Here is a 19,895-nt window from a genome sequence, read left to right as displayed (position 1 = left end):
CCATGTCCGACCCCACTCCCGTGACCGTGATCGGCCTCGGCCCGATGGGCCAGGCGATGGCCCGGGCGTACCTGGACCGCGGTCACCCGACCACTGTGTTCAACCGCACACCGAGCCGCGCCGACGCGCTGGTCGCCGAGGGTGCGAAACGGGCCGAGACGGCCGCCGGGGCGCTCGACGCCAGCCCGGTCATCGTGCTCAGCCTGACCCACTACCAGGCGATGTACGACCTGCTCGGGCCGGGCGTCGACCTGCTCGCCGGGAAGACCCTGGTCAACCTCAGCTCCGACACCCCGAGCGCCTCCGCCCGGGCCGCCGCCTGGGCCGCCGACCACGGGGCCACGTTCATCACCGGCGGCGTGATGGTCAACCCGCCGCTGGTCGGGAAGGAGGGCGCGTACGTCTTCTACAGCGGGCCGTCCGAGGCGGTCGAGCGGCATCGGTCGACTCTCGAGGTGCTCGGCCGGGTCGACTACCGCGGCGACGCGCCGGAGCTGGCCCAGGTCTGGTACCAGGCCATGCTCGACCTGTTCATGACGATCCTGGCCAGCACCTCGCACGCCGCGGCCCTGGTCGGCTCCGCCGGCGTGCCGGCCAAGGACTTCTTCCCGTACGCGGAGGAACTGATCGGCCAGATGCCGTACTTCATGCAGGGCATGGCGGACGAGATCAGCAGCCGGAGCTACCCCGACCAGGGCGGCAACACGGCCATGATGGCGGCCGGCATGGAGCACATCACCGACGCCACCGTCGAGGCGGGCCTGGACCCGGGCCTGCCCGCCGCCGTACGGGACCTCTATCGGCGCGCGATCGCCGTCGGCCGCGGAGCCGAGAGTTCGACGGTGCTGTACGAGATGATCGTCGACCCCGCCGCCGGGCGAGGCTGACTCGGAGAACCACCGCCGAGCGGACCCGTTGACCTCGATTTCGGGCCGATGCGCCGGTGTCCTGACTTGTGTTCGACCGGACAGTTATGTCTCGGGTTCGTCCGGACAGTTCGGACGAACGCATGCTGGCGTTCATGGCAGACAGGGTGGTCTCGGTGGACATTCGTGTTCAGATCGCGTTCTGGCCCGAGGACGCGCCGCGGGGCGCGGTCTCTCGGTTCTGTGAGCGGCACAAGCTGTCGCGGTCCTGGTTCTACGAACTCCGGGCTCGTGCTCGAGCGGAGGATCCGGCGGCGGCGGTCCAGCCACGTTCGCGGTCGTGGCCGCAGGGGCATCCGCTCGCGGTCGGGCTGGAGATCGAGGAGTTGGCGGTCCGGCTCCGGAAGGAGCTGAGGGATCAGGGCTGTGACTACGGACCGGTCTCGGTCCGGTTCCGGATGGACCGGCTGGGTGTGACGCCGCCGGCCGCGTCGACGCTGGCCCGGATCTTCTCCCGTCGCGGGATGGTGGTCCCGCAACCGCAGAAACGACCGCGGTCGGCGGTGCGACGGTTCGTGTTCGCGCTGGTGCATGAGTGCTGGCAGCTCGACGCGTTCGACTGGGTGCTGGCCGCTGACCGTGCGTGTGTGATCTTCCAGCTCGTGGATGATCATTCCCGGTTCATGATCGCCTCGCTCGCGGCGTGGGGTGAAACGGTGGAGGCGGCGATCCTGGTGGTCGACAGGGGTATCGCTGCGTTCCAGGTGCCGTGTCTGCTGCTCACCGATAACGGCAGCGCGTTGAATCAGACCCGGATCGGCCGGCGGAGCCGTCTGGTTGATCATCTGACCGGACTGGGGTGTCGTCCGATCACCGGCCGGCCGGGGCATCCGCAGACCCAGGGCAAGGACGAACGGGTTCATCAGACCGTGCAACGCTGGCTGAGAGCCCGGCCGAGGGCGACCTCGTTGGCCGAGTTGCAAGCACAGCTGGATCAGTTCGACCGCTACTACAACCACGACCGTGGCCATCAAGCCCTCGGCCTGCGCACACCGGCCGAGGTCATGGCCGCTGGGCCGGTCGCGGTCCCGCCGGTCCCGGCCCCACCGGCACCGGCACCGGCACGGCCGGCACGGTCGAAACAGCCCAGAGTCGCCGCGAACGGCAGCGTGCGGGTCGACGGTGTCCGGATCCAGCTCGGCCGTGAACATGCCAAGACCACCGTCACCACGATCAGCCCGGTCAGACCGTGACGATCTTCGATGGCCGAGGCCGCCACCTCCGGACCCAGGTCCTCGAACCCGGCAAGACCTACTACAGCAACGGACGGCCCCGCGGCGGCCGGCTGCCCCTGCTGATCCACCAACAACGACAACGCAAGGAACAACCATGATCAACAACGATCGTGAACCAGACGCCGCTGAACCAGACGAGACCAAGATCGACCTCCGCGACATCCACGGTCCAGGCTTCACCCAAGATCAATACCGGGCAGCCCTGGAAGCCGGCTACGAAACCGGCTGGTGGGACGACACCGGCCGGCCCGCACCCTGGCCCGACGACTTCCTCGACGAATCCAGCGGCTGGCAACCAGAACACGGCAGCCGCGACGCCACCGAGCGGTCCCAACCCTTCTAGCGGCTTCGGCCCAAACCCGCCACGCTGAAGCTGACCGCGAATCGGCAGGCGCCCGGAGACGAGGTCAAGGCTTGGCCGAAGGCCAACCCGAAGGGCCCCGGCCTTGACCACGACGAGGACGACGCCACCCTCCTCGCAGCTCCCGCGCGGCCCCGACCCTTGACCAACCACACCACCATCTGTCCACACTGACCTCGGACATACTGTCCGGACGAACCCGAGACATGACAGGGCCGATGCGCCGGTCAAGGGGTCCACTCGGCGACGTTGTGCGGGCGCGGGGGCGCGCAGCGGGCGTCGCCTGGTACGGGAGGGCGGCGCGGAGAAATCGGGCCGGCCTCGCGGGATGAATCGGGCCCACCTCGCCCGGGGCGGGCATCGCCAGGGCAGCCATGACGCAGTGGGGGTGACACCGCCGGGCGGGCATCAGGCGGGAGTCCGCGCAGAGTCGGGCGCTGCCCCCGGGCGGGCACCAGGCAGGAGTCCGCACAGAGCCGGGCGGGCACCAGGCGAAAGTCCGCGCAGAGCGGGACACCGGGGCATCGCGCGAAGCGGGCCGCTGCGCGGGCAGGCACCCGGGCGTCGCGCGGGGCGGCGCACCCCGGCATCGCGCGGAGCAGCGCACCGGGCATCGCGCGGAGGGGTGGCCACCAGGACGGAACACCAGGGCCCGCGCGCGGCGGGACACCGGGGCATCGCGCGGGCCGGTTCGTCGCGTGGGCGGGCGGCGGTTCATCGCGCAGGCACTCTTCGAGCGTCGAACCTTCGAGTGGTGGGCAATCGACCTCGATCACGCCGAACCGCGTCGATCTCTCGCCCACTCGACCGCGGCGCGCCAGGTGCCGGCCGGAGCGAGGTCGCGTCGACGGTCGGGCGGGCGACGGTGACGCGGCGCTCGGGAGCCTTCCGCCGGCTCGCCCTGAGATCGAGGACGCGCGCGGCCTGACCTCGCACCCAGACATGCCCAAGACGTTCCCGCGGGAACGCCCTCAGCCTCCACCCCGCCCCCGGCCTTGCGGGATACGCAACACATTCGAGTGGCGAGAAATCGACCTTGATTCCGCCGAACCGCGTCGATTTCTCGCCACTCGATCCGCAGGCACGACAAGTCGATGAGTGCAGCGCGGATCGAGGAGGGCATGGAGTCCTCGCGGCGACTCCGCGGGCACAAGTGAAGGCTCGGTCCGTCACGCAGGTGCACGGCCTGGTCCAACACGCGGGCACAAGTCCGGTTCACCACGCGAGCACAAGTCCGGTTCACCACGCGAGCACAGCGGCCGGACCATCGCGCGGCGCGAGCATCACGCAGCACCTCGGCCCCGGCTCCAGCACGCCCCAGTACCCGGACGCGAACGCGACTCCAGGCCTCGACCCGATCCACCGGGCACCTCCGCAGCGACACTCCGCAGAAGCGCCTGCCTTGGTACCCAGTCGGCGTAGAGCCCGGTTCCTCACGACCACAGAGCCCGGTCCATCACGCGAGCACAGCGGCCGGACCATCCCGCGGCGCGAGCATCACGCAGCACCTCGGCCCCGACTCCAGCACGCCCCAGTACCCGGACGCGAACGCGACTCCAGGCCTCGACCCGATCCACCGGGCACCTCCGCAGCGACACTCCGCAGAAACGCCTGCCTTGGTACCCAGTCGGCGTAGAGCCCGGTTCATCACGACCACAGAGCCCCGGTCCATCACGCGAGCACAGCGGCCGGACCATCCCGCGGCGCGAGCATCACGCAGCACCTCGGCCCGACACCACCACACTCCCGTACCCGGACACGAACTCGACTCCAGACCTCGACCCGATCCACCGGGCACCTCCGCAGCGACACGCCGCAGAAACGCCTGCTTTTGTGCCCGGTCGGCGTTAGGAGAGGAGCAGGAGGGTGATCAGGGGGAGGGCGATCAGGGCGGCGGCGAGCACGTAGACCAGGGCGGCCAGGGCTCGGCGGCGGGCGGCGGGCGGTCTGGGCTCGGCCAGCCGGATCACCCGGAGGGCGATGTCGCGGTCGCCGGCGGCCAGGGCGGCGGAGGGGCTCGGGGCGCCGGCCATGGCGACCAGGGCGCGGGCCAGCGGCAGCGGTCCGGTCCGGCGCCGGGCGGCATCGTCGGCCAGCATCTCCACCAGCAGTTGGGAACGGTGCCACGGCATCTCGCTCCGCACCATCACCGGGAACGCCCGGTGCAGGGCCTGGAAGCCGTCCAGGACAAGATCATGACGGGCCCGGACATGGGCCGCCTCGTGCTCCAGCACCGCCGTGATCTCCTCCTCGGTGAGCCGGTCCAGGGCGCCGGCACTGAGCACCACGCGGGATTCCCGGACGCTCGGCAAGCAGTACGCCATCGGCAGCTTCTCGGCCAGGATCCGCAGGCCCCGGACGGAGCGGGTGTCGTCCGGCCGGCCGAGCAGATCGACGGCCAGCCGGTGCCGGCGCCGCCGCGCGCTGGTGTCCGCGCCGACCTTGATCAACGACCAGACGAGCCGACCGATCACGATCGCGGTGAAGGCGGCCACCAGGGCGGTGATCACGGCCTCGGCCGGCGGCATCCGGGTCAGCAGCGCCGGATCGGCCAGCAGCGGCAGCGTGATCAACACGCCGGCTCCGATCACCGAGACCAGGGCCGCTACCGTGCCGGCCTGCCAGAGCACGATCGCCGCCCGGGGCACCTGCTGCAGGAAGCGCCAGCGGCCGACCCAGAGCGGACCGGGCCCGACCAGGATCACCGTCAGCAGGCCGAGTGCCGCCGCCGCGAGCGTGATCCCCATGATCAGTCAGCCCTTGGGTGCGCGCGTCTTGCGCCGCTTGGTGACCGGTTCGCCTCCCGAGGTCTCCAGGGAGTCCAGGGCCGCCCGCATCGCCGCCGCTTCGCTGTCGCTGACCCGGCCGACGAACGCGACCAGGGCGGCGGTCCGGTCCTGGCCCGACTCGAGCGCGGTGTGCATCAGCTCGGCGACCATCTCCTCCCGGTTCTGCACCGGCAGGTAGCGGTAGGCGCGGCCGTCGCGTTCGCGCCGCACGACGCCCTTCTTGGCCAGCCGGTCCAGCACCGTCATCACGGTCGTGTACGCGAGCTCCCGGTCCTGACTCAGCGCATGGTGGACATCACGGACCGACTGCGGGCCGGCCGCGTCCCACAGCTGCTCCATCACCTTGCGTTCGAGTTCTCCGAGTGCCACGCCGCCATCCTACTACCCAACCTCGTACTACTTTGCTTAGTACGACGCTCGGTAGTAGATTGCGGAGCGAGGAGGCCACCGCACATGGACGCACTGACCCTGGCCCGCTGGCAGTTCGGGATCACGACGGTCTACCACTTCTTCTTCGTGCCGCTGACCATCGGGCTGTCCGGCCTGGTCGCAGTCCTGCAGACGATCTGGCACCGCACCGGCAACGAGGCGTTTCTCAAGCTGACCAAGTTCTTCGGCAAGCTGTTCTTGATCAACTTCGCGCTGGGGATCGTCACCGGAATCGTCCAGGAGTTCCAGTTCGGGATGAACTGGAGCTCGTACTCGCGGTTCGTCGGCGACATCTTCGGCGCCCCGCTGGCCCTGGAGGGACTGCTCGCGTTCTTCCTCGAGTCGACCTTCCTGGGCCTGTGGATCTTCGGCTGGGACCGGCTGCCGAAGCGGATCCACCTGGCCTGCATCTGGATCGCCTCGATCGGCACCGTGTTCAGCGCGTACTTCATCCTGGCCGCCAACTCGTTCATGCAGAACCCGGTCGGCTTCACCTACAACCCGGTCACCGATCGGGCCGAGCTGACCGACTTCGTCGCCGTGCTGACCAATCCGGTGGTGCTGGTGACGTTCCCGCACCAGATCTTCGCCTGCTATCTCGTCGCCGGAGCCTTCCTGGCGGCGGTCGCCGGTTGGCACCTGTGGCGGAAGCCGAACGGTGATGATCATCGTGCGTTCCGGACGGCACTGCGGATCGGGGCCGCCGTGATGATCATCGCCGGCGCCGGGGTCGCGGTCAGCGGCGACGCGCAGAGCAAGGTGATGGTCGAGGTGCAGCCGATGAAGATGGCGGCCGCCGAGGCACTGTACGAGACCGAGGCGCCGGCCTCGTTCTCGATCTTGACGATCGGCACGCTGGACGGCCAGCACGAGCTGTTCTCGATCCGGATCCCCTACCTGCTGTCGTTCCTCAGCACCGGCGATCCCGAGGGCGAGGTGAAGGGGATCCGGGAACTGCAGCGGACGTACGAGGAGACGTACGGGCCGGGTAGCTATGCGCCGATCATCCCGACCACGTACTGGACGTTCCGGCTGATGATCGGGCTCGGGATGGCGTCGGTCGGCCTCGGCGCGCTGCTGCTCTGGGTGACCCGGGGGGAGCGGGTGCCGAGGGCACGGTTCTGGGGTCCGGTCCTGGTCGCCCTGCCGCTGCTTCCCCTGTTCGGCAACAGTTTCGGCTGGATCTTCACCGAGACCGGGCGACAGCCCTGGCTGGTGTTCGGCCTGCTGCCGACGGCGGCCGGTGTCTCGCCCGGCACCACGCTCGCCGAGGTGGCGATCTCCCTCACGACGTTCACCCTGATCTACAGCGCGCTGGCCGTGATCGAGGCCCGGCTGCTGCTCACCTACATCCGGGCCGGGTTGCCCGACGTCACGCCGCCGGTGGCCAAGGACGGCGAGGAAACCCCGCTCACGTTCGCCTACTAGGAGTCGATCATGGAACTCACCACGCTCTGGTTCTGCCTGATCGCGTTTCTCTGGGTCGGCTACTTCGTCCTGGAGGGCTTCGACTTCGGCGTCGGCCTGCTGGTCGGGCTGCTCGGCCGCAGCGATCGCGAGCGCCGGCTCGTGATCAACACGATCGGCCCGGTCTGGGACGGCAACGAGGTCTGGCTGATCGTCGCCGCCGGCGCCACCTTCGCGGCCTTCCCGGAGTGGTACGCGACGCTGTTCTCGGGCTTCTACCTGCCGTTGCTGATGATCTTGGTCTCGTTGATCCTGCGCAACGTCGCCTTCGACTATCGCGGCAAGCGGACCGATCCGGCCTGGCGGCGGCGCTGGGACTGGTGCATCATCGCCGGCTCCGCGGTGCCGGCACTGCTCTGGGGCGTGCTATTCGGCAACCTGGTCCGGGGTGTGCCGATCGACGCGGACGGGGAGTACGTCGGCGGACTGGCCGACCTGGTCAACCCGTTCGCCCTGCTGGCCGGGCTGGTCACGCTCACCGTGTTCCTCACCCACGGGGCCGTCTTCCTGGCCTTGAAGACGGACGGTGAGATCCGGGGCCGGGCCCGCCGGTTGGCAACCCGGGTCGGGGTGCTCGCGGTCGCGCTGGCGGTGATCATGCTGGCCTGGGCCAATCTGCAGGCGGAGGCGGTCGTCGGCTGGGTGCTCGCCGGGGTGGCGGCGGCAGGTTTGATCGGCGGGCTGGTCGCCAACACGGCCGGCCGGGAGGGTTGGGCCTTCCTGGGCACGGCGGCGGCGATCGTGGCGATCTTCAGCAACCTGTTCGTGATCTTGTTCCCGAACGTGATGCCGAGCAGTCTGGATCCGGCCTGGAGCCTGACGGTCACGAACGCCGCCTCGACCCCGTACACGCTGACGATCATGACCTGGGCGGCGCTGTTCGCCACTCCGGTCGTGCTGGCCTATCAGGGCTGGACCTACTGGGTCTTCCGGAAGCGTCTCACCCTGGCCTCCATCCCGGAGGACCAGCATGCCCACTGAGCCTGGAACCGGGCCGGGAGCGGTACGGGCTCGCGGGCCGGTCGATCCGCGGCTGCTCCGCCGGGCCCGGTCGGTCCGCCGGTTCCTGGTGCTGGCGGTGCTGATCGGGTCCGCGACCGCAGCCGCCGTCGTCGGGCAGGCCTGGCTGATCGCGTCGGCCGTGGGCGCCGGCTTCGCCGAGCGGAGTCTCACCCCGGCGCTGGCGGTGCTGCCAGGGCTGGTCCTGGTGATCATGGTCCGGGCCGGCCTGAACTGGCTCACCCACACCGTCGGTGCCCGCGCCGCAGCGGCGGTCAAGTCGCAACTGCGGTTGGAGATCATGACCGCCCGGCTCTCCGCACCGGACACCCCGGAGGTTCCGGCCGGGCGGTTGGTGACCATGATCACCGGCGGCCTGGACGCGCTGGACGGCTACTTCGCCAAGTATCTGCCACAGCTCGTCCTCGCGGTCACCGTACCGTTGATCATCGGCGTCGCGATCCTGGCCGCCGATCCGGTCTCCGCCCTGATCGTGGCGCTCACGCTGCCGCTGATCCCGCTGTTCATGATCTTGGTCGGCTGGATGACCCAGGCGCTGACCCGGCGCCGGTTCGCCGCCCAGTCCCGGCTGGCCCACCACTTCGCCGACCTGGTCGCCGGGCTGCCGACGCTGCAGGTGTTCGGCCGGGCGCGAGCCCAGGCGGAGGGTTTGCGCCGGTCCGGCGAGTTGCACCGGCGGGAGACCCTGCGCACGCTCCGGGTCGCGCTGCTGTCCGCCCTGGTGCTCGAAGTGCTGGCGTCCCTGTCGGTGGCCCTGGTCGCGGTCGGCATCGGGCTCCGGGTCGTCGAGGGCGACCTGACCCTGACCATCGGCCTGTTCGTGTTGATCCTGGCACCGGAGGCCTACCTGCCGCTGCGGCTGGTCGGCGCGCACTACCACGACTCCGCCGACGGGGTGGCTGCCGTCGAGCAGGCCTTCGCCGTGATCGATCACCGACCGCACCCTGAGCCTGTCGCAGCCGCCTTCCCGCTCGGAGCCTCGACCATCGAACTGGCCGAGCTCACGGTGCGGTATCCGGACGCCGATCATCCCGCGGTAGCGGACGTCGACCTGGTGATCAATCCCGGGGAACTGGTCGCGCTGGCCGGACCGAGCGGTTCCGGAAAGTCCACCCTGCTTCAGGTCCTGCTCGGGTTCCGCCGACCCACCGCGGGCACGGTCAGGATCGGCGGGACCGCGTTGGCCGACCTTGATCAGGACCGCTGGCGGGCCCAGCTGGCCTGGGTGCCGCAGCAACCGGCCCTGATCAGCGGGACGGTCGCCGACAATGTCGAGCTCGGTGCGCCCGGGGCGCCGCCGGGACGGATCCGGGCCGCGCTGCTCCGCGCCGGAGCCCAGGACATCGACCCGGACCGGCCGCTGCCGGCCGCCGGCGCCGAACTGTCGGCCGGCGAACTGCGCCGGGTCGCCCTGGCCCGGGCCCTGCTCAAGATCGACTGCGGCGGCGCGCGCTGGCTGCTGCTGGACGAGCCGACCGCCGGGCTCGACCCGGACACGGAACTGGCCGCCATCGCGGGGGTCCGAGAGCTGGGCGTCGGCGGGCTGGTGGTCAGTCACCGGGCCGCCGTGCTGGACGCCGCGGACCGGATCGTCGCGCTGGCCGGTTCCTCGGGCGATGATCAGGTGGCTTGCCCTTCGACGGGCTCAGCGAACGGTGGGCTTGATGATCATCGTTGATCGGAGGCGGCTGGCCGGAGCGGTCGGGCTCGGCGTGCTGGCGCAGGCCGCCGCGGTCGGACTGCTGGCGACGTCGGCCTGGCTGTTGTCCCGGGCCGCGGAACACCCGCCGGTGCTGTATCTGCTGGTCGCGGTCGTCGCGGTCCGGGCGCTCGGTCTCGGCCGGGGCGTGTTCCGTTACCTGGAACGGCTGGTCGGCCACGACGTGGCGCTGCGGGCGCAGGCGGCGCTGCGGCTGGACAGCTACCGGGCGCTGGCCCGGACCACCTGGCTGGGCCGCCGCGGCGGCGATCTGTTATCCCGGATGATCAACGACGTCGAGGCGATCCAGGATGTCGTGGTCCGGGTGATCGTGCCGATCACCGCCGCGGCCCTGGTGATCGTCGGCGCCCAGATCATGATCACGGTGATCGCCCCGGCCGCGGGGCTGGCCACCCTGGTCTGCGTCGCGGTGGCCGCCGGGCCGGTCCCCCTGCTGGCGGCCCGGCTGTCGGCCGGCTTGGACCGCTGGGTCGCGCTGCTCCGCGGCGCACTGGCCGAGGCTGTCGCCGAGGCGACCGAGGCGGCCCCCGATCTGATCGCGTACGGGCCGCAGGTCGCCCTGGACCGGGTCCGCCGCGCCGACGAACGGCTGCGGCGGGCCGAGCAGCGGGCCGCCCTGGCCCAGGGTGTCGCCGCGGCCGGCCAGACCCTGGGGGTCGGCGCCGCGGTGATCGGGGCGCTGCTGCTCGGCTCGGCCGGGCTGGCCGCCGGAACCGTACCGCCGGTGCAGTTGGCCGTTCTGGCGCTGACCCCGCTCGCCCTGGCCGAGGTGGTCGCCGCGATCCCGCCCGCCGTCCAGACCCTCAGCCGAGCCAAGGCCGCGCTCGGCCGGGTCCGGCAGGTGATCGAGGCGCCGGCTGTCGGCACCGGTGATCGTCCGGACGGGGCGGCGACCACACGGCCGGGCGTCCGGCTGGCCGGGGTCACGGCGGGCTGGCCGGACGGACCGGTCGTCGTCAGTGGCCTCGACCTCGAGCTGCGGCCCGGCCAGCGGGTCGGGCTGATCGGGCCGAGTGGCAGCGGGAAGACCACGGTCGCGGCGACGATCATGGGGCTCATCCCGGCGACGGCGGGCACGGTGGACGTCCGCGGCCGGGTCGGCTACCTGGCCCAGGACGCGTACCTCTTCGACACGACGGTCGCCGAGAACCTCCGGCTCGGTCGCCGCGAGGCGGACGACCGGGAGTTGATCATGATGCTGCACCGGGTCGGGCTCGACCTCGAGCTGGACCGCCTGGTCGGCGTCCACGGCACCCGGCTGTCCGGCGGCGAGGCGCGCCGGCTCGCGCTGGCCCGGGTGCTGCTGACCGACCCGGACGTGTTGATCTTGGACGAGCCGACCGAGCATCTGGACGGGCCGACCGCGGAACGGCTGCTGGCCGACCTGGACCGGCTCTCTGCCGGCGTCGCCGTTCTGATGATCACCCACGATCCGCGGGTGGCGCGGCGCTGCGACCGGCTGATCGACCTCGGCCGTACGGTCGACCTCAGCGTTGCCGAACGCGGGTAGCCTCCGTCCGTGATCATCTCAGGACAGGCCGGCGGACAATGACCGGGCGGCGGTTGGTGCGGGTGTTCTGGGGGTCTCGGCCCGAGTCGGCGGAGCAGTTGGCCGGGCGCTGGCGGCAGAGCCTCGACCGGATCGGCGCGGGCTCCCTGCGGTGGGAGTGTCCTGGAGCCAGGTCCATCCCGACCGGCCCGCGACGACGATCGAGCCGGACCTGGACTCGTTGGTGCGGATGCTCGGCACCGCCGAACAGGATGCGGCCTGGTCCGACCGGACCGGGACCGGTCTGCGGTTGATCGGGACGGGCCTGCCGGGCTGGCGGCTGGAGCTCAGCGGGCTGGGCGGCGGGCGGCCGGAGTTCGTCCTCCAGTCCTTCGTCGTCACGATCGAAGGGCCCGACGACCTGGCGGACCGCCTGTTGGTCCCGCTCGCCTCGGCCTGGGACCCGGACTTCGGCGACGTGACCGACGAGGACGTGCTGGACGCGCTCGAGGACGCCGGCTATGCCGTGGGCGACCCGGTGATCGGACGGGCCGGCTATCTCTCGCCGAGCCGCGCCGCCCGCCTCCCGGCCGCCCTGCGGACTGCGGGCGAGACGCTGCCGGACGGCGGCATCGTGCTCCGTCTCGCCGCCGCGGGTGACCCGGCTGTCGTGGTCGACGGCTACCGGCAGCTCCGGGACCGCGGTGCCTTGGAACCGCTGCCCCGGCCGCTGACCAGGTCCCGACTCTGAACGGCCGGCCTCAGGACGGCGCCAGGCTGGCGGCGCGCCGAATCAGGTAGTCGCGCTCGACGGTGTTGTCGGTGAGCTCGGCGGCGGCCCGGTAGTCGGCGACGGCCGCGGCGGTCGCACCGCCGCGCTCGTGGAGATGGGCCCGCACGGCGAAGACCCGTTGCCGGACCAGCCGGTCGTCGGACAGTCCGTGCTCGTCCTCCAGCCGGGCCAGCAGGGCGAGTCCGCGTTCGGTCCCGTACGCCTGCGCGACGGCGACCACCCGGCTGAGCCGGACCGGAGCGGTCGGCTGGGCCCGCTCCAGCCAGACATAGAGGGAGGCGATCTGCCGCCAATCGGTGTCGGCGGCCGTCTCGGCCTGCGCGTGCACGGCGGCGATCGCGGCCTGCAGTTGGTACGGACCGACGGTGCGACCGGACCAGGCGCGGTTCAAGATCGCCGTACCCTCGTTGATCTTGACCCGGTCCCAGCGGGTTCGGTCCTGATCCTCCAGCGGCACCAGGTGGCCGTCCGGTCCGGTCCGCGCCTCGGTACGGGACTCGTTGATCAACATCAGCGCGAGCAGGCCGGCGATCTCCGGATCGTCCGGCAGCTGCCGGTGCAGCATCCGGGTCAGCCGGATCGCCTCGCCGGTCAGCTCGGACCGCGCCAGCCGATCACCGGCGCTCGCCGTATAGCCCTCGTTGAAGATCAGATAGAGCACCCGCAGCACGATCGCCACCCGCTGCTCCCGCTCCTCTGGCGCCGGCAGCGCGAACCGGGCACCGGCCTGCCGCAGCTGCTGCTTGGCCCGGCTGATCCGGCTGGCCAGGGTCGCCTCCGTCGCACCGTACGCGTGCGCGATCTCGGCCGTGGTCAGCCCGCCGACCGCCCGCAACGTGAGGGCCACCTGCGAGTCCGGGGTGAGCGCCGGATGGCAACACAGCAAGAGAATCTGCAGGCTGTCATCGGCGTCGACGACGTCCGCGGCCCGGGCCGGTTCCTGCATCGCCAGGTCCGCCGCGCCGAGCTCCGACTCGCGCCGGTGCCGGGCCTGCTCGGACCGCAGCAGGTCGACCAGCCGGCGGTAGCCGATCTTGATCAGCCAGCTCCGCGGCTGATCCGGAACGCCGTCCTCGGGCCACTGCCGGCTGGCCGTGAGCAGGGCCTCCTGGACCGCGTCCTCGGCGATGTCGAACCGGCCGAATCGGCGCGTCAGCGCACCGAGCACCTGCGGCGCCTCGGCGCGCAGCAGCTCCTCGATCGCCTTCGGGTCAGGCGAAGTCATCGCCCATGATCGGCCGGATCTCGATCGGCTCGCCGAGCACCTGGACGATCCGGCCGGCGATCTCGACCGCCCGTTCCTGGTCGGCGACGTCGATGATCGCGAAGCTGGCCAGCACCTCCTTCAGCTCGACGTACGGCCCGTCGGTGGCGGTCACCCCGTCGGCCGACTTCCGGACCGTCACGCTGACCGCCGGATGGCCGAGGCCCTCACTGGAGACGAACTCGCCGGTCGCCCGGAGCTCCTCCTCGAACTTCTGGTACGCGGCGAAGGCCGCCAGCGCCTCCTCGTTCTCGTTGTCCGGCACCGCGGCGTCCCAGGCCGCGGCCGGGGTGTAGCCCAGCAGCAGGTACTTCATGATCGTGAGCTCCGTCTCGTCGGGCCGATGCGCGTGGTCGCGACGATGGTAGCCAGGGCCCCTGATCCGAAACGTATGTGACGCGAGTCACACCAGCTCGAGGTCAAGGCAGGGGCCGCCGGCTCCGAGGTAGCAGTGTCGCGGGGAGGCCGCGAACGACCGAGAAGGAGACCACGATGAACACCAACGACATCGCCGGTGAGACCCAGCAGACGCCGAGCGACGCCGTCCGCGCGCTGGACCGGTTGGTCGGCAGCTGGACCGTGACCGGCGGCGCCGAGGGCACCGTGCGGTACGAGTGGGGGCCGGGCGGATTCTTCCTGCTCCAGCACATCGAGTTGATTCAGTACGGGCAGCCGGTCAGCGGGTTCGAGGTGATCGGCCAGCTGCGGCCGTTCGGCGAGCCGTCCAGCACCGACGTGCACTCCCGGTTCTACGACTCGCTCGGCAACACCTTCGACTACGTGTACGAGCTCGACGGCGACACCCTGACCATCTGGGCCGGCGCCAAGGGCAGCCCCGCCTACTTCCGCGGCACCTTCGACGCCGACGGGACCACTATGGACGGAGCCTGGGTCTACCCCGGCGGTGGCGGCTACGACTCGACGATGACGCGCCGTTGAGCTTGACCATCCGTCGAGAAGCGACCCCGGTGCACGCTTCTCGACGGATGTCCGGCCCGGTCCGGATCCGTACCGTCGAAGCATGGACGTGATCAAGAAACTGCACTGGCCGCTGATTCTCGGGCTGGCCACGCTGGCGCTCGTCCAGCCGCTGGTCGGCATGATCACGGCTGCCGGCGGAGTGCCCGCCGCGCCGCCGGTCCGGGTCGGGCTGGCGATCATGATCTCGATCGTCTGGATCGCGGTCGTCGGACTGACCCGGGTCCGGCACCCGGTGCTGACGCTGGTCGTCGCCGGGATCAGCTACGGGGTCTTCGAGACCGTACTCAGCGGGGTCATGTCACCGGTCCTCACCGGTGACCTCCGGGGTCCGCTCGCGATGCCCTGGACGATCATCGCGGTGTTGATCACCAACGCGATCTGGGGCGCGATCGCCGGTTTGCTCGCGCTCGCCGTACAGCGGCTGCGGGGGTTCCGGCCGCAACAGTAGGCTCGGCCCCATGAGCACCGGGTACGAGGCCGTATTGATCAACGGGACCGTCGGCGTGGGCAAGACGACGGTCCTGGATGCACTGGGCGATCAGCTGGCAGCCGAGGGGATCCCGGGCGTCGCGGTCGATCTGGACGAGCTGGGCCGGCTCTGGCCGAAACCGCCCGGCGACGGGTTCAACGTCGCCTTCACGCTGGCGAACCTTCGCGATCTCTCCGCCAACGCCAAGGCCGCCGGCGCCGAGAAGTTGATCATGGCCGGCGTGGTGGAGACGCCGGACCAGCGGCGGCGCTTCGCCGAGGCGGTCGGTGGCCGCCTGCACCTGGTCCGGCTGACCGCCGACTTGGAGTTGATCAAGGAGAGGATCCGGCAGCGACACGAGCAGGACCCGGAGGGCCGCGACTGGCACCTGGACCGGGTCCGAGAGCTCACCGAGATCCTGGACCGGGCCGATGTCGATGATCACGTCATCGACGTCACCGACCTCGCCCCGGAACAGACGGCAAAGCGGATCCGGACCCTCATCCCGCTGTGAGTCATTGCTAAAGAGGGGGTGCCGGTGCCATGAATCGCCTCGTGCGTGACGTTCTGCCCGCGCTGGCACTGGACGAGGCGTCGGTGGAGCGCCTCGACCTCGCGGCCGACGGCGCGCTGTCTGCCGCACTTCCCGTCAACACCCTCGCGTGCGGTTCGGTGGCTCTGGCCGCCCTGGCGGCGGCGGCCCTGCGCGGCAACGGGGCGAGCGTGCGGGTCGAGCCCCGCCAGGTTTCGGTCGCGTTCCGCAACGATCAACTCCAGACGGTCGACGGTGAGCGGGAGCCGGCCTTCGCCCCGCTGTCCGGGTTCTTCGCGGCCCGGGACGGCTGGGTCCGTACGCACGCGAACTACCCGCACCACCGGGACCGGCTCGCCCGTGCCCTGGACCTACCGCACGACGCCGGCCGGGACGCCGTGGCCGCGGCGATCGCCGCCCGCACGGCCCAAGAGCTGGAGGACGTGGTCACCGCCGACCACGGCATCTGCGTACGAGTCCGTACCCACCGGGAGTGGCTGGCGGGCGAGCAGGCGCAGGCCGTCGACCAGCATCCCGTCCTGGCGGTGGACCGGCTGCCGTCCCAGGCGCCGAACGTGCCGGTACCGGCGCGGCCCCGGATCCTGGACCTGACCCGGGTCATCGCCGGACCGGTCGCCACCCGCACGCTCGCCTTCGTCGGCTGTGACGTGCTGCGGATCGACCCTCCCGGGCTGCCCGAGCTGCGGGCCCAGCACCTCGACACGAACGCGGGCAAGCGGTCCACCTTGGTCGACCTGCACGACGAGCACGCCCGCCGGCGCGTCCACGAACTGCTCGACCGGGCCGATGTCGTGGTGACCGGGTACCGGCCGGGCGCGCTCGCGGTCTACGGGCTCGACGCCGAACACCTCGCGCGGACCCATCCCCACGTGATCCACGCCAGCCTCGCCGCCTGGACGCCGAGCGGGCCGTGGGGAGGTCGGCGCGGCTTCGACAGCATCGTGCAGGCGGCGACCGGCATCGCGATGATCGAGTCGGCCGACGGGGTCCGCCCCGGGGCCCTGCCGGCGCAGGCTCTGGACCACGCGACCGGCTACCTGCTGGCTGCCGGGGTGCTCAGCGCCCTGCGGCGCCGGGCTGAGCAGGGCGGCACCTGGCGGGTCTCGGCCCATCTGGCCAGGACCGCCCACTGGCTGCTGCGCACCGATGCGCGCGACGGACCTGCCCACCCCGTCGCCGACCCCGACCCGTGGCTGGTCGAGACCCGGACCGAGCTCGGCCTGATCCGCCAGTCCCGGCCGGCGTTCCAGCTCGACGGCGGCCGACGGGAGTTCGCCTGGGTCGGGCGGCGGTACGGCCGGGACGCCGCGGAGTGGGTCGACTAGTGCTGCGTCGCCGCCGACAGGCAGCCTGGCCTCGACGCCCGAACCCATTCATCGGCTTTGACCGCGCGCCCGTCCCGGCCGGGTGACCCAGCGGCACTCGTCGGCGCCCGACCGCCCTGGTGCGCGCCGCAGCCGCCCATAGCCCTGCGAACGAATCCAACCACTTCTCGATCGTCTCGGCGCACGTCACGCAGGCGCCGCCGCGGCGGCCCACGACGTTCCCTGAGCCTGTCGAAGGGCGGACCCGCAACTGGCCTGCCCCTTCGACCGGCCGGCACCCGCCGACCCGCAGGTCAGGACCCAACTCATCGAGTGTGACGTTACGACCTATGTGAAATCGATTTCACAGATACGCAACGTCACACTCGGCGCATCTTCAGCCCGACAACTCGCTTCATGGCGTCTCGAGCGCGCCATTCGTCCCGTCGACTCCCTCGCCCCCGCGCCGTCGACTCGGCACTCGACCCAACGGCGCTGACCCGTCCATCGACGAGACCCGCCTTCCGACCGGCACCCCGCGCACCGACCCCGACCCGGAGACCCGGCGACCCGGCGACCCGGGCATCCTCGACCCGCGACCGGCAATCGGGCACGCGCTAACCCGCGACCGGGCACCGCGACCCGTGCCCCGGACACCCAGGACCCGCGACGAACTCCCGCGATCCCGCGCACCGCCTTCGCCTCGCCCGAGGCCTCGCCCCCCGCCCGCAGGCTCCCTCGTCCCGGAACCCACGCCAACCCGTCCCGGCCACCAGACACTTCCGCAGCGACATACCGCGAGAACGAAACCCGTGACCCGGACAGCCGCGACCACGACTCTCGACCCACAATCCGTGACCCGGACCCGGACCCGGACACCCGCGACCGGCGACCGGCGACCCACGACCGGGCAGCGCGACCCGTGCCCAGACACCCGCGCCTGCGCTCCCGCGATCCCGCAACACCGCCATCGCCTCGCCCGAAGCCCCCGCCTCCCGTCCGCTGGCTCCCTCGTTCCGGGACCCACGCCAACCCGTCCCCGGCCAACCCTTCCGCCGACCAGTCAGCTCTGCAGCGACACGCCGACCAAACGCCTGCTTTTGTGACCGGTCGGCGGGTTGGTCAGGCGGGGGTCGGGACCTTGGCGGGTTCGGGGTAGGTGGGCTCGCGGCGCTTGAGGATGGCGATCACGCGGTACGTGATCGGCATGACCAGGACCTCGACCAGGGTCTTCCAGAGGAAGCCGACGATCACGTAGTTGATGAAGTCCGCGGCGGTCGAGATGCCGATGGCGCCGGCGGCGATGCTGCAGAAGATCAGCGTGTCGGCGAACTCGCCGACCACGGTCGAGCTGATCAGGCGGACCCAGAGCCGGCGCTCGCCGTACCGGTTCTTGATCCAGACCAGGACCGCGGAGTTCAGCAGCTGCCCGACCAGGTAGGCGATCACGCCCGCCAGGACCAGCCGCGGAACGACGCCGATCACGGACTCCAGCGCCGCCTGGTTCTCGTAGAACGACGCGGCCGGCAACTGGATGACGATCCAGAAGCAGGCCGAGGCGAGCAGCAGGGTGACGAAGCCGGTGATCACGGTGCGGCGGGCGGCCCGGAAGCCGTACACCTCGCTGAGCACGTCGCCGAGGACGTACGCGAGCGGGAACAGGAAGAACGCGCCGTCCGTGTTCAGCGGCAGGATCTGCAACGGACCGAGGGCGAGCGACTGATCACCGAAGAAGCTGACGCCCTTGCTGGCCGCGACATTGGAGATGATCAAGGTCGCCGTGAACAGGGCGGTGATGATCGGGTAGAAGCTGCGGGGCGGTTCGGCGTAACTCACGGGAGACTAGTCTGCCCTGCCGAGCCGGCGGGCCAGCAGTCCGATCCGCTCGATGAGAACGTCGAAGAACCGCTCCGGGTCGGTCCGCACCGCGACCCAGACGTTCGGTTCGCGGCCCCACTTGCCGTCCCAGTCCGCGATCGTCGTACCCCGGGTCAGGGTTCCGGTCAGTTCCACGTCCACGGTCGCGGCGCGCAATTCGGCCCAGTTCTGGTCGAGGGCGACGGCGGCCGCGAACGGGTCGTGCAGGTGGGCGAACCAGCCCCAGTTCCAGTCCCGGTGGAACTCGAAGTAGAACCGGATCGCGTCGGTCAGGTGCCGGATCAGCGGACTGCTCGCAGTCGACCGGGTGCCGTCCGGTTGGTCCGGCGAGGGCGCCTCGGCCGGCGTCGATCGGGCCAGTTCGGCCAGCCTGATCACGTGTTCGGGCCGCAACGCGATCGTTTCGGTGACGTTGAGCCCGCAGACGATCGGGCGCCGGTCCTCCGGCAGGCCGCTGAACGCGTCGAAAACGATCTTGGCCGCGTCCGGGTCGACCGCGATGTTCCACTCCGAGGTCGGCGTCGTGTTGCCCGGATGATCGAAGGTGCCGCCCATGATCACGATCCGCTGCAGCAACCGGGGCAACTCGGGATCCTTGCGTACGGCGAGCGCCAGGTTGGTCAGCGGCCCGGTGATCAACCCGACCACCTCGCCGGGATGGCGACGCGCCACGTCACTCCACAGTTCGACCGCGTGCCGGTCCGAGATCCGGCGGGTCGGCGCCGGCAGCTCGGCCCAGCCGATTCCCTGCGGGCCATGGGTTTCCGGCGACGTCTTCAGCGGCTGGATCAGCGGGATCTCCGAGCCGAGGCAGACCTCGATCTCCGGCGCCCCGACCAGTTCCAGCCAGGCCAGGTTGTTCAGCGCCACCTGCCGGGCGGAGACGTTGCCGGCCGTACCGGAGATGCCGAGGATCTCCGCATCCGGCGAGCCGAGCAGGTAGAGCAGGGCGAACGAGTCGTCGATCCCGGTGTCGACGTCGAGCAGCAGCTTGGTCACCCGATGATCATGTCAGGGATCGGTCGATGCTGATGAGGACGGCCGCCAGGTCGGCGGCGAAGTCCGGGTCCGGTGATCGGACGCCACGCAAGCCGGCGATCACCTCGCTCAGTTCATGTTGCCCCACGGCTTCGCGAACAGTCTTGGGTACGCGGATCTCCTCTGCACGCACCGAGGCCATGCGACGAGCATACGGACGAATCCGTACGGTGACGTGC

Annotated in this window: 20 protein-coding genes; 13 read left to right on the top strand and 7 right to left on the bottom strand. The window is 71.0% G+C overall.

Translation table 11 applies throughout. The features are described from left to right. Positions 1-2 precede the first annotated feature (2 nt). The 4 genes from BKA15_RS18475 to BKA15_RS18460 all read left to right on the top strand — a co-directional run bounded on the left by BKA15_RS18475 (position 3) and on the right by BKA15_RS18460 (position 2,504). Positions 3-887 carry an NAD(P)-dependent oxidoreductase gene (locus tag BKA15_RS18475; RefSeq protein WP_179753178.1) on the top strand — a complete coding sequence of 295 codons (885 nt, stop codon included), beginning with the start codon at positions 3-5 and terminating at the stop codon, positions 885-887. 134 nt (positions 888-1,021) lie between these two features. Continuing rightward, positions 1,022-2,119, top strand: coding sequence for an integrase core domain-containing protein (locus BKA15_RS18470; protein WP_179753176.1), 1,098 nt, complete (start codon positions 1,022-1,024; stop codon positions 2,117-2,119). Continuing rightward, entirely contained in the window at positions 2,116-2,259 is a 144-nt protein-coding gene (locus BKA15_RS18465; protein WP_179753174.1) for a hypothetical protein, read from the top strand. The genes BKA15_RS18470 and BKA15_RS18465 overlap by 4 nt, the downstream gene beginning before the upstream one ends. After that, the gene (locus tag BKA15_RS18460; protein ID WP_179753172.1) at positions 2,256-2,504 is read left to right on the top strand and encodes a hypothetical protein; all 249 of its coding nucleotides are present in this window, start codon (positions 2,256-2,258) and stop codon (positions 2,502-2,504) included. Before BKA15_RS18465 ends, BKA15_RS18460 begins: the two co-directional genes overlap by 4 nt. A gap of 1,865 nt (positions 2,505-4,369) precedes the next feature. On the opposite strand, the gene BKA15_RS18455 is transcribed toward BKA15_RS18460, so the two are convergent. Together BKA15_RS18455 and BKA15_RS18450 are read right to left on the bottom strand one after the other, a co-directional pair. After that, the gene (locus BKA15_RS18455; RefSeq protein ID WP_179753170.1) at positions 4,370-5,269 is read right to left on the bottom strand and encodes a M56 family metallopeptidase; all 900 of its coding nucleotides are present in this window, start codon (positions 5,267-5,269) and stop codon (positions 4,370-4,372) included. A gap of 6 nt (positions 5,270-5,275) precedes the next feature. Beyond that, positions 5,276-5,680, bottom strand: coding sequence for a BlaI/MecI/CopY family transcriptional regulator (locus tag BKA15_RS18450; protein ID WP_179753168.1), 405 nt, complete (start codon positions 5,678-5,680; stop codon positions 5,276-5,278). An 84-nt stretch (positions 5,681-5,764) separates the two neighbouring features. Here BKA15_RS18450 and BKA15_RS18445 point away from each other — a divergent pair, with 84 nt between their 5' ends. The 5 genes from BKA15_RS18445 (at position 5,765) to BKA15_RS18425 (ending at position 12,187) form a co-directional block, all read left to right on the top strand. Beyond that, positions 5,765-7,168 carry a cytochrome ubiquinol oxidase subunit I gene (locus tag BKA15_RS18445; protein WP_179753166.1) on the top strand — a complete coding sequence of 468 codons (1,404 nt, stop codon included), beginning with the start codon at positions 5,765-5,767 and terminating at the stop codon, positions 7,166-7,168. Between the two features lie 9 nt (positions 7,169-7,177). Next, positions 7,178-8,188, top strand: coding sequence for a cytochrome d ubiquinol oxidase subunit II (gene cydB, locus BKA15_RS18440; protein ID WP_179753164.1), 1,011 nt, complete (start codon positions 7,178-7,180; stop codon positions 8,186-8,188). After that, positions 8,178-9,905: a thiol reductant ABC exporter subunit CydD gene (gene cydD / locus BKA15_RS18435; RefSeq protein WP_179753162.1), complete on the top strand. Its 1,728-nt coding sequence runs from the start codon at positions 8,178-8,180 to the stop codon at positions 9,903-9,905. The genes cydB and cydD overlap by 11 nt, the downstream gene beginning before the upstream one ends. Then, a complete protein-coding gene (cydC, locus tag BKA15_RS18430; RefSeq protein ID WP_179753160.1) occupies positions 9,892-11,457 on the top strand; it encodes a thiol reductant ABC exporter subunit CydC in 1,566 nt (521 codons plus the stop codon). Before cydD ends, cydC begins: the two co-directional genes overlap by 14 nt. A gap of 151 nt (positions 11,458-11,608) precedes the next feature. Then, positions 11,609-12,187, top strand: a complete 579-nt coding sequence (locus BKA15_RS18425) for a hypothetical protein (RefSeq protein ID WP_218871450.1) — start codon at positions 11,609-11,611, stop codon at positions 12,185-12,187. 10 nt (positions 12,188-12,197) lie between these two features. On the opposite strand, the gene BKA15_RS18420 is transcribed toward BKA15_RS18425, so the two are convergent. Then, the gene (locus BKA15_RS18420) at positions 12,198-13,454 is read right to left on the bottom strand and encodes an RNA polymerase sigma factor (protein ID WP_179753158.1); all 1,257 of its coding nucleotides are present in this window, start codon (positions 13,452-13,454) and stop codon (positions 12,198-12,200) included. Next, positions 13,441-13,809: a YciI family protein gene (locus BKA15_RS18415; protein WP_179753156.1), complete on the bottom strand. Its 369-nt coding sequence runs from the start codon at positions 13,807-13,809 to the stop codon at positions 13,441-13,443. The genes BKA15_RS18420 and BKA15_RS18415 overlap by 14 nt, the downstream gene beginning before the upstream one ends. A gap of 176 nt (positions 13,810-13,985) precedes the next feature. Here BKA15_RS18415 and BKA15_RS18410 point away from each other — a divergent pair, with 176 nt between their 5' ends. The 4 genes from BKA15_RS18410 (at position 13,986) to BKA15_RS18395 (ending at position 16,821) form a co-directional block, all read left to right on the top strand. Continuing rightward, positions 13,986-14,432 (top strand): hypothetical protein, encoded by a 447-nt coding sequence (locus BKA15_RS18410; RefSeq protein WP_179753154.1) that lies wholly within the window; start codon positions 13,986-13,988, stop codon positions 14,430-14,432. A gap of 82 nt (positions 14,433-14,514) precedes the next feature. Next, positions 14,515-14,922, top strand: coding sequence for a hypothetical protein (locus tag BKA15_RS18405; protein ID WP_179753153.1), 408 nt, complete (start codon positions 14,515-14,517; stop codon positions 14,920-14,922). Between the two features lie 10 nt (positions 14,923-14,932). After that, a complete protein-coding gene (locus BKA15_RS18400) occupies positions 14,933-15,457 on the top strand; it encodes a P-loop nucleotide/nucleoside kinase family protein (protein ID WP_179753151.1) in 525 nt (174 codons plus the stop codon). A 29-nt stretch (positions 15,458-15,486) separates the two neighbouring features. Continuing rightward, positions 15,487-16,821: a CoA transferase gene (locus BKA15_RS18395; protein ID WP_179753149.1), complete on the top strand. Its 1,335-nt coding sequence runs from the start codon at positions 15,487-15,489 to the stop codon at positions 16,819-16,821. 1,101 nt (positions 16,822-17,922) lie between these two features. On the opposite strand, the gene BKA15_RS18390 is transcribed toward BKA15_RS18395, so the two are convergent. The 3 genes from BKA15_RS18390 to BKA15_RS18380 are packed head-to-tail and all read right to left on the bottom strand — an operon-like array spanning position 17,923 to position 19,858. Continuing rightward, positions 17,923-18,636, bottom strand: a complete 714-nt coding sequence (locus BKA15_RS18390; RefSeq protein ID WP_179753147.1) for a queuosine precursor transporter — start codon at positions 18,634-18,636, stop codon at positions 17,923-17,925. Between the two features lie 6 nt (positions 18,637-18,642). Then, on the bottom strand, positions 18,643-19,677 hold the full coding sequence (locus tag BKA15_RS18385) for a nucleoside hydrolase (protein WP_179753145.1): 1,035 nt from the start codon (positions 19,675-19,677) through the stop codon (positions 18,643-18,645). Positions 19,678-19,684: 7 nt separating this feature from the next. Beyond that, positions 19,685-19,858 carry a hypothetical protein gene (locus BKA15_RS18380; protein WP_179753143.1) on the bottom strand — a complete coding sequence of 58 codons (174 nt, stop codon included), beginning with the start codon at positions 19,856-19,858 and terminating at the stop codon, positions 19,685-19,687. Positions 19,859-19,895: the final 37 nt, after the last annotated feature.

The sequence above is a fragment of the Microlunatus parietis genome, assembly GCF_013407955.1.
GTDB classification, from domain to species: domain Bacteria; phylum Actinomycetota; class Actinomycetes; order Propionibacteriales; family Propionibacteriaceae; genus Microlunatus; species Microlunatus parietis.
The sequence above is the reverse complement of the archived record's forward strand: the minus strand, read 5'-3'. Positions and strand labels throughout refer to the sequence as shown.

Bases quoted from the DNA above. Each gene is read 5' to 3' on its own strand.
- BKA15_RS18380 (WP_179753143.1), bottom strand. From the start codon at position 19,858: ATGGCCTCGGTGCGTGCAGAGGAGATCCGCGTACCCAAGACTGTTCGC.
- BKA15_RS18415 (WP_179753156.1), bottom strand. From the start codon at position 13,809: ATGAAGTACCTGCTGCTGGGCTACACCCCGGCCGCGGCCTGGGACGCC.
- BKA15_RS18475 (WP_179753178.1), top strand. From the start codon at position 3: ATGTCCGACCCCACTCCCGTGACCGTGATCGGCCTCGGCCCGATGGGC.
- cydC (WP_179753160.1), top strand. From the start codon at position 9,892: ATGATCATCGTTGATCGGAGGCGGCTGGCCGGAGCGGTCGGGCTCGGC.
- BKA15_RS18400 (WP_179753151.1), top strand. From the start codon at position 14,933: ATGAGCACCGGGTACGAGGCCGTATTGATCAACGGGACCGTCGGCGTG.
- BKA15_RS18395 (WP_179753149.1), top strand. From the start codon at position 15,487: ATGAATCGCCTCGTGCGTGACGTTCTGCCCGCGCTGGCACTGGACGAG.
- cydB (WP_179753164.1), top strand. From the start codon at position 7,178: ATGGAACTCACCACGCTCTGGTTCTGCCTGATCGCGTTTCTCTGGGTC.
- BKA15_RS18455 (WP_179753170.1), bottom strand. From the start codon at position 5,269: ATGGGGATCACGCTCGCGGCGGCGGCACTCGGCCTGCTGACGGTGATC.
- BKA15_RS18460 (WP_179753172.1), top strand. From the start codon at position 2,256: ATGATCAACAACGATCGTGAACCAGACGCCGCTGAACCAGACGAGACC.
- BKA15_RS18410 (WP_179753154.1), top strand. From the start codon at position 13,986: ATGAACACCAACGACATCGCCGGTGAGACCCAGCAGACGCCGAGCGAC.
- BKA15_RS18470 (WP_179753176.1), top strand. From the start codon at position 1,022: ATGGCAGACAGGGTGGTCTCGGTGGACATTCGTGTTCAGATCGCGTTC.
- BKA15_RS18405 (WP_179753153.1), top strand. From the start codon at position 14,515: ATGGACGTGATCAAGAAACTGCACTGGCCGCTGATTCTCGGGCTGGCC.
- BKA15_RS18445 (WP_179753166.1), top strand. From the start codon at position 5,765: ATGGACGCACTGACCCTGGCCCGCTGGCAGTTCGGGATCACGACGGTC.
- cydD (WP_179753162.1), top strand. From the start codon at position 8,178: ATGCCCACTGAGCCTGGAACCGGGCCGGGAGCGGTACGGGCTCGCGGG.
- BKA15_RS18420 (WP_179753158.1), bottom strand. From the start codon at position 13,454: ATGACTTCGCCTGACCCGAAGGCGATCGAGGAGCTGCTGCGCGCCGAG.